The organism is Maricurvus nonylphenolicus (assembly GCF_042854845.1).
GTDB classification, from domain to species: Bacteria; Pseudomonadota; Gammaproteobacteria; order Pseudomonadales; family Cellvibrionaceae; genus Maricurvus; species Maricurvus nonylphenolicus.
The window spans coordinates 4,373,165-4,381,765 of sequence record NZ_AP031498.1 but is presented as its reverse complement, the minus strand read 5'-3'; the positions used below and the strand labels follow the sequence as shown (position 1 = coordinate 4,381,765).

Annotated in this window: 4 protein-coding genes; 2 read left to right on the top strand and 2 right to left on the bottom strand. The window is 44.3% G+C overall.

Features of this window, described 5'->3' with window-relative positions; genetic code table 11:
* Position 1: 1 nt before the first annotated feature.
* Both ACGHZ6_RS19000 and ACGHZ6_RS18995 read left to right on the top strand, forming a co-directional pair.
* Positions 2 to 442: a hypothetical protein gene (locus tag ACGHZ6_RS19000; protein ID WP_390615601.1), complete on the top strand. Its 441-nt coding sequence runs from the start codon at positions 2 to 4 to the stop codon at positions 440 to 442.
* A gap of 272 nt (positions 443 to 714) precedes the next feature.
* Positions 715 to 6,870, top strand: a complete 6,156-nt coding sequence (locus ACGHZ6_RS18995) for a thrombospondin type 3 repeat-containing protein (protein WP_390615600.1) — start codon at positions 715 to 717, stop codon at positions 6,868 to 6,870.
* A 222-nt stretch (positions 6,871 to 7,092) separates the two neighbouring features.
* Here ACGHZ6_RS18995 and ACGHZ6_RS18990 read toward each other — a convergent pair whose 3' ends face one another.
* Positions 7,093 to 7,779, bottom strand: coding sequence for a 2OG-Fe(II) oxygenase family protein (locus ACGHZ6_RS18990; RefSeq protein ID WP_390615599.1), 687 nt, complete (start codon positions 7,777 to 7,779; stop codon positions 7,093 to 7,095).
* 72 nt (positions 7,780 to 7,851) lie between these two features.
* On the bottom strand, positions 7,852 to 8,574 hold the full coding sequence (locus ACGHZ6_RS18985; RefSeq protein ID WP_390615598.1) for an electron transport complex subunit E: 723 nt from the start codon (positions 8,572 to 8,574) through the stop codon (positions 7,852 to 7,854).
* Positions 8,575 to 8,601 lie beyond the last annotated feature (27 nt).

The following is an 8,601-nucleotide window of genomic DNA, read 5'->3' as shown; positions in this document are numbered from 1 at the left end:
AATGGGATATCACGTTAATCTTATTAGGTCTTCTACGAATAGCGTATTTACAGATAAAGAACTTGAGGAAGCGTTTAAATCATTGGCAGGTTACGCTTTTAGGATTTCGGGTAATCTTGTTTCTGTTTTAAATGAAATTTCCGGGAATAAGTTCAGTGTCTCTTATTATGATGGTCGAGTGTGGGCAGTTAATCCAACGCAAGAGACATTGGAGTTTTTAGTGCGGTTAGCAGATAGTTTAAATGCACGGGTTAGAGGGGATAACCTTGAAACTTATAACGCTGATGGAACTTCTTTCTATCATTATGAGGACTCTAAAATCATCAAAGAAGTTGATGGGGTTGAGAAACACTCGAAGTTTAAAGTATATGTACGGAAGTATTTATTGAATTTTATTCTTTTTACATTACTTCTGTTGATTGTTTATTTAATTGACCCTTAAGTCTCTCATTTTTGTTCTGAATGTTTAGTGGTAGGGTCATTTAATAATAAATATAAGCTACTTTTAAGGGTTTGGTGGCTAGGGATAGTTTTATGTTTTTTGAGCGTAGGAAGCTGTACAGAATCTTAGTGGCTTATGGGATGTTGGGTTCATTTTCTAATCCCGCTAAAGCCCTTAATGAAGCGGACGTTAAACTTTCAGTTGAATCTGCTATTAGTATCTTGCAAGTACAGCAGGGCCTTAGCGAGGGTGGATGGGCAGCAGGAGGGGGCTTGGATTATGTATATACAGCAGCATCTATTGAAGCTCTTAGGGCCGCTAATCAACGTAATGGCAGCTATTACTCCGGCCTTGCATGGCTCGAAAATCATAGCGCACATAACACAGACCTCACATCACGAAAAATCCTGGCTCTGAATGAGCGAGGTAATAACCTTTCTCCAGATTTAGTATCTATCCAAACTGCCAAACGTGAAACCCAACAACCTGGCTGGGGGCTAAGTAAGGGTTACTACAGCAGCCCATTAGAATCCGCCTTAGTATTACGAGCCTTTCATGAAAGCGGCAGTATCAGTGATCGAGGCGCTGCTTTGACCTATCTAGTGGCTAATCAATTGCCTGATGGCGGCTGGGGGACAGCTGAATCAGGCGGCAGTCATCCGTGGATTACCTCCGAAGTTTTGCTGGCGCTTGCGGATGTACCAACAGGTACCGGTGTAACGGATTCGGTTAACGCTGCAAAAACCTATATTGATAGTGTCGATCTAGCCTCTTTAAACCCGGTAACCTTAGCAAGAGTGACACTGGCGCTGTATAAACTCAGTGGCCATGATGCTGTAGTCGATAATTTGGCTACAGAGCTTCTAAATCGACAGGTCTCACAAGGGGATTGGGGCGATACCCTGGCGACAGCCAATGCCGTTACCGCTCTGGCCCATATTCTTGGCTTGAATACACTTGCCAGTGCCCCCGTTATTACTATTGCCGATGAGCGTTTACACGCCGCAATCAATCGCCAGTTAGGGCATGCCGCATATTCCAAAATCACCCAAGCCGATATAGAAAGTCTAACCAGTTTAGATGTGGGGCAGGTACTCGTAACGGATTATTCCGGTCTGGAACTTGCCACTAACCTTACAGATGTAACCGTTCGTGCCGATGCGGATCTCTCAGGGCTGTTGGCTCTAGGCAGCTACAACATTACGGTCGTTGATGCACCGCTAGAGGCAAATGCTGATTTGGATAACGACGGTATTGTTAACGCATCGGATAACTGTTTGGAAGAGCCGAATGCAAGCCAAACAGATACAGATGCGGATGGTATGGGAGATGCCTGCGACAGCGATATTGATAATGATAGCTTTGATAATCTCCTGGAGCTGGTTCATGGCACCGATGTATTTGATTCTGGATCAATTCCTTCTGCATTAGAAACCTATATAGCAAGCCTGGAAGACGAAGCTTTACCAGCAGGTTGGGTATTATCAGGCAGTGCCAACTGGCAAGTGGTTAATGATGAAAGCGCTGAAGGTGACTTTAGTTTACGGGCGGGTGCCATTGGTGATACTGAACAAACATCAATAGAAATGACGGCCTTGTTCGACGGCGGTGAGTTTAGGTTCGATCATAAGGTAGATAGTGAGTCAGGCCAGGATGAACTGGTATTTTTGATTGACGGTGTTGAACAGCACAAGGTATCCGGTAACCAGGATTGGGATACCTATGTTGTGACACTTTCTGCGGGAATGCACACCCTAAGTTGGCGTTACCAAAAAAGTGTACTGGATGCATTGGGGCAGGATTCAGCTTGGATAGACAATATTCTATTCACCTCATTTGATTTGGATACAGATAGCGATGGTACACCCGATCTAAATGATGCGTTCCCGAATGACCCTAACGAAACACTTGATACAGATGCTGATGGTATAGGTAATAATGCCGACACGGATGATGATAATGACGGTATTGCTGATGCCAGTGATGCATTCCCGTTAGATGCTTCAGAGTCTATCGATTCCGATGCTGATGGTATTGGCAATAATGCAGATATCGATGATGACAACGACGGGGTGTTGGATACTAGTGATGCCTTCCCATTGGATGCTTCGGAATCTGAAGATACTGATGTGGATGGCATTGGTAACAATGCCGATACAGATGATGACAATGATACTGTAGCGGATGTCAGCGATGCCTTCCCGCTAGACCCCAGTGAGTATCTCGATACCGATAGTGATGGAATTGGCAATAATGCAGATACCGATGATGATAGCGACGGTGTTCCTGATGCCAGTGATGAATTCCCGTTGGATGCCAATGAGTCCGGCGACTTTGACAATGATAGTATCGGTAATAATGCCGATACCGATGATGATAATGACGGTATACCGGATATTGCCGATAGCTTTCCGTATAACCCCTCTGAATCGCAAGACTCCGATGGTGATGGCGTAGGCAATAACGCTGATACCGATGATGATAACGATGGTGTTACAGACGCTAGTGATGCCTTCCCATATGATGCCAGTGAATCAGTAGATTCGGATGGGGATGGTATTGGTAACAACGCTGATACTGATGACGATAATGATGGTGTTCCCGATGTTAGTGACGCCTTCCCGTTAGATCCGACTGATTCACTTGATACCGACGGTGATGGAATTGGCAATAGTACCGACACCGATGATGATAATGATGGAGTTGCCGATAGCAGTGATGCCTTCCCGTTAGATGCTTCAGAATATGTCGATACCGATAACGATGGCATTGGTAATAACGCTGATGCAGACGATGATGGCGATAGTGTTGATGATAATGTCGATACTTTCCCGCTGGATCCGGCAGAATCTGTTGATACGGATAATGATGGTATTGGCAACAATGCGGATACCGATGATGATAATGACGGCGTTGCCGATACCAGTGATCTATTTCCGCTGGATGCCAGCGAAACTATCGATACTGATGCCGATGGTATTGGCAATAACGCTGACACCGATGATGATGGTGATGGCGTTAACGACGCTGAAGATGTCTTCCCATTAGATAGTTCGGAAGCTCTAGATTCCGATGCCGATGGTATCGGAAACAACGCTGATACTGATGATGATAACGACGGTGTTGCAGACGCCAGCGATACCTTCCCGCTTGATGCTTCAGAATCCCTCGATACCGACAACGACGGAATTGGTAATAATGCTGATACCGATGATGATGGTGATGGTGTAGATGATGCCAGTGATCAATTCCCGTTAGATGCCTCGGAAACTATAGATTCCGATAATGACGGTATCGGCAACAATGCTGACACCGACGATGATAATGATGGCAGTGCAGATACTTCTGATGCCTTCCCGTTCGACGCTGCTGAAAGTGTTGATACCGATAGCGATGGTATTGGTAACAACGCTGATACGGATGATGATAACGACGGCGTTCAGGATAGCGCTGATTCCTTCCCGCTGGATGCCAGTGAAAGTATTGATACAGATGGCGATGGTATCGGTAATAACGCTGATACCGATGATGACAATGATGGTATTGATGATGTCAGTGATGTCTTCCCGCTAGATGCCACTGAAAGTATCGATACTGATAGTGATGGCATTGGTAATAATGCTGACACTGATGACGATAATGACGGTGTTCTCGACAGTGCTGATGCTTTCCCGTTGGATGCCAGTGAAGCTATCGATACCGATAACGATGGCATAGGTAATAACGCTGATACCGATGATGATAATGACGGCGTTAATGATGATGCAGACGTATTCCCATTAGATGCATCCGAAGCATTGGATACCGATGGGGATGGTATTGGTAATAATGCTGATACCGATGATGACAATGATGGAGTTGATGATTCCAGTGATGCTTTCCCACTGAATGCATCAGAAACTATTGATACCGATAATGATGGTATCGGTAATAACGCAGATATCGATGATGATAATGATGGTGTAGCCGATACCAGCGATGCTTTCCCATTAAATGCTTCTGAGTCTATAGATACCGATGCTGATGGTATCGGCAATAATGCTGATACGGATGATGATAATGACGGTGTTAGTGATACTGTAGATGCCTTCCCGTCAGATGCTTCAGAGTCGGTAGATACAGATGGTGATGGTGTCGGTAATAATGCAGATTTAGATGACGATAATGATGGTGTTGCTGATGTCAGCGATGCATTCCCGCTAAATGCTTCTGAAGCTATTGATTCTGATGGAGATGGTATTGGGAATAATGCCGATGCAGATGATGATAATGATGGTCTTTCAGATGAATGGGAAATTCTTTATGGCATGAATCCCTTGAATGCTAGTGATGCTATAGCTGATGATGATAATGATTTGCTTACAAATGGTGAGGAGTTCTCCATTGGTACTGATCCTTCTAATCCAGATTCAGACTTTGATAGAATTGATGACGCGTTTGAGTTTGTTTATCAGTTAAACCCTCTAGATTCCAGTGATGCTGTTTCCGATCCTGATAATGATGCTTTTTCAAACTATGAGGAATATGATTTAAATAGAAACCCTAATGGGCTAGATGGTATTAGACATTTGGTTTCGATTGGATTGGGTGACATAGATGCTGAGGGTAAAACCCTTACTACTGCAGAAATTTCTCGTCCTTATTCGTTGGCGGTAAGTTTTGATGAGAGGTATATTTATGTTGGTGGTAATGGGCTTGTTTCTGTATTTCAAAAAACTGGAAGCCTAATTTCGCATGTGCAAAGTGAATCTTCTTTCTCTGAAGGTCGTGTTGATATAGGGCTTTCAGATGATGGAAAATATCTGTTTGCTCTTAATGGGGGGTATGTAAAAACATTCAGAGTTGATAAGACTTCAGGAAGTTTGTCTTTTATTTCTCAAGAAGATTATAAGATAGATATTTCTACAGTAGGTGGAAATGAAGATGAGATTCTTGTTTCTAATAAGAATGGGCAGGTGCTTATTTATAGAGAGGCAAGGGGGGAAATCACTTCTTTACGTCATCAAGGATATGGCGAATTAGAAGTTTTAGATAACTTTAATGTTACGCCTAAAACTTGTGATGATAATCGCTATATGACAATTAGCTTTGATGGTGGCTTGGTTGGAGTGCTTCAGTCAGATGCGACAATAAAATTCTCAACTATTGATAATTTGGACGGTAGTTTTAACCCTATAGAAAGTACACATTTTACAGGTGGGGGGGATTTAGTTGGATATGAAGATAGTTTTATTGAATTTTCTTCAAAAAATAATGAATTTTATGTTCAGACCTATACTGCTGGTTCTCAAGCTGTATTTAGAATCTATAATTACGCTGTTGTTAATGATGGCGGTGTCGAAAGGCTCTCTTTTCAACTAATAAACGAAACTTTTGAAGGTGATAGCGATTCTCTGGGCAGAGTAGCTTCTGGTCTTTCCAACGTTAATGCTATTGAGGTTAATAACACTCGAAAACTGTTTTATGTTTCTAGTCGTGCTGAATCATGTTCTATTTCTGACAATGGAGGCGGTGGGAAATTATCTGTGTTTTATAGAAATGATTTAGATGATACCCTTAGCAGAATTGAGAGTGTTGTTCAAAATGGTAGTGATCGATTTGGGGCGGTGGTCAACTATTTGGAGGATGTTGAATCACTTGTGTTGGGAGCCGGAGGAAATAATCTTTATCTGGCCTCTCCCTTAAATAACAGGATCGCAGTGCTTTCTATTGGTGAGACTGATAAAGATGGTGATGGCTTTGCTGATAGTGTAGATGTATTTCCTGAGAATCCATTGGAGTTTTTGGATCTCGATCTAGATGAGGTTGGAAACGTGTCGGATCTGGATATTGATGGTGATAGTTATGCCAACTCTTCGGATGCATTTCCATATGATGCTGAAGAGTGGGTGGATTCTGATGGAGATGGCTTTGGAGATAATTTGGATGAGTTTCCGTTAAATCTTACTGAATGGAAAGATACAGATGGAGATGGGGTTGGAGATAATGCTGATGGCTATCCTTTAGATCCTTTGAAATGGGAAAATCTGGAGGTTGTAATTGATGTGTTTTCTCTGCCGGTTTTTGGGAGTGGTCGTTACTCTAGAATTTATGGTATGTCAGATGGAACAGCTCCCAATTTTATGGGGGGGGTAGGAGGAAGCTTATCGAGTTTAGATCTGTTTTCAACTTCTATCAGTGTGATTGGTGTTACATCTTATATTGGTCGCAGTTATTTTATACTTGCTCTACAAGGAGACTATAGTGCTGAGGTTCCTTTTTCTACTATTGAATTTGAGGGTGTTGAATTGAGCCCTAGTGGTGCGACATCAATTAGTTATGATGATGCAGACAATGTTACTACCTTTGAGTGGAGAGAATATTTTCCTTATGGTAGAGGGCCGGTCTTCTTCCCGGGAAGAGCAGTATCAGTTACGTTTACGAAGTAGGATTTCGTTAAAAGTGGCTGGCTTCTAATGCTTTGTTAGATTGGTGTACGGTAGTCTTGTTGGAGAAGGAAAATGCTTAAGATTGTTTTCTGTATCAAAAACTTAATTATCTTTAGGGAGTTTTTGCAGGGCTTAAAACTTAGATCTTTTTTGAGGGTAGAGGTTAGTTTAAAGAAGAGCGGCGCTTTACAGCGCCGTTCTTCTTATAAGGTTGTGTAATGTCTAAGGCCTAACCCGAACATTAAACGCAATCGAAATCCTCTCCTCTTCCCCAAAAAACGGATGCACCGCGTGTGTTAACCACGCAGGAAATACCACCAGCGTTCCAGCTTTGGGGCGTACATCAAATTTATTGCCAAACTCATAACCGGGGACAGCCATGGCAGCGGCTGCGGGGCGAGGATCATGAAATTCCAGCATGCCATTTTTCGCTAGTGTCTCATCGGGTTTACCTGTGGTGACATAATAGACCGCACCCCAGTGATAACCCGGGTGGATATGGGCAGTGTTGTATTGGCCGGTGCGATTGATATTGGCCCAGCCGAACACATCCATATTGTTTTGCTTGGTACCTTTCTTCATTGGACGGTTGGCGTTGAGGAAGGCGATAGCGTTAACAAGCCGATCAACCACTTTATTGATGTTGGGGTCTTCCCATTTCAACAGGTCGTCGCGGGAGCGCCAGCCGGCGACATTACTTTTCTGTGCTGCGCCGGTACGCCACTCGGGATGCTCTTTTTCTTTCGCCAATAGCAGGTCTCGGATTTCAGCGTTCACTCCCTCCAGGTCATCGAAGTGATGACGGATAATCGGGGTGGGATAGAGCATCTGAATGGACTTGCTGAAGTCCATGGGGTTAATGGCTGTTTCAGCGGTATCGGGCTGGTTAGGCGTGTCTTGTTTGCTCATTTTCTGATCCTGAAAATACAAAACGGGGCTATACAGCCCCGTTTAAACAGCGTGACGAGTCTTCCTTTAAGCTTAGCTGATATGCCCAGTGGTGCGAACCCGCTTGCTGACTTTCTCTACCGGGCCTGCCGCTGCTTTGCGTGCCTTCTCACGCTTTTCTGCTTCGGCATCAATGATATTCTTAATAGCAATAAGGAAGCCGGTAGCGATAAAGGCGCCCGGTGGCAGGATGGCTACCAGGAAGCCACGGTAGTTGTCGCCGAACAGGTTCAGGGTCCAGTTTTCGGCCATAGGGCCCAGCAGCAGGTGCATATTGGCAAACAGAGTGCCGCTGCCCAGAATTTCGCGGATAGCGCCGATGGCGACCAGTACCAGCGTGAAGCCCAGGCCCATCATAATACCGTCGACGGCGGATGGGATGATTTTGTTTTTACAGGCAAAAGCATCGGCACGGCCGAGGATGGCGCAGTTGGTTACGATCAGGGGGATAAAGATACCCAGGATTTGATACAGCTCGTAGGTGAAGGCCTTCATCAGCAGTTCGGTGCAGGTGGTGAAGGAGGCGATAATCATCACAAACGCAGGCAGGCGAACGGCGTCGCTGACGGTTTTACGAATCAGGGATACCGAGATATTGGAGCCGACCAATACCAGAATGGTTGCCAAGCCCAGACCGAGTGAGTTCACCACGCTGCCACTGACTGCCAGCAGAGGGCACAGACCTAATAGCTGCACTAACGCGGGGTTGTTATCCCACAGGCCGTTTTTGCTAATTTCTTTGTAATCGACGCTCATAGTCTTGGTATCAATATAGTTTTCGTA

Excerpts from the sequence above, each read along its gene's own strand:
- ACGHZ6_RS19000 (WP_390615601.1), top strand. The coding sequence starts at position 2 with ATGGGATATCACGTTAATCTTATTAGGTCTTCTACGAATAGCGTATTT.
- ACGHZ6_RS18990 (WP_390615599.1), bottom strand. The coding sequence starts at position 7,779 with ATGAGCAAACAAGACACGCCTAACCAGCCCGATACCGCTGAAACAGCC.
- ACGHZ6_RS18985 (WP_390615598.1), bottom strand. The coding sequence starts at position 8,574 with ATGAGCGTCGATTACAAAGAAATTAGCAAAAACGGCCTGTGGGATAAC.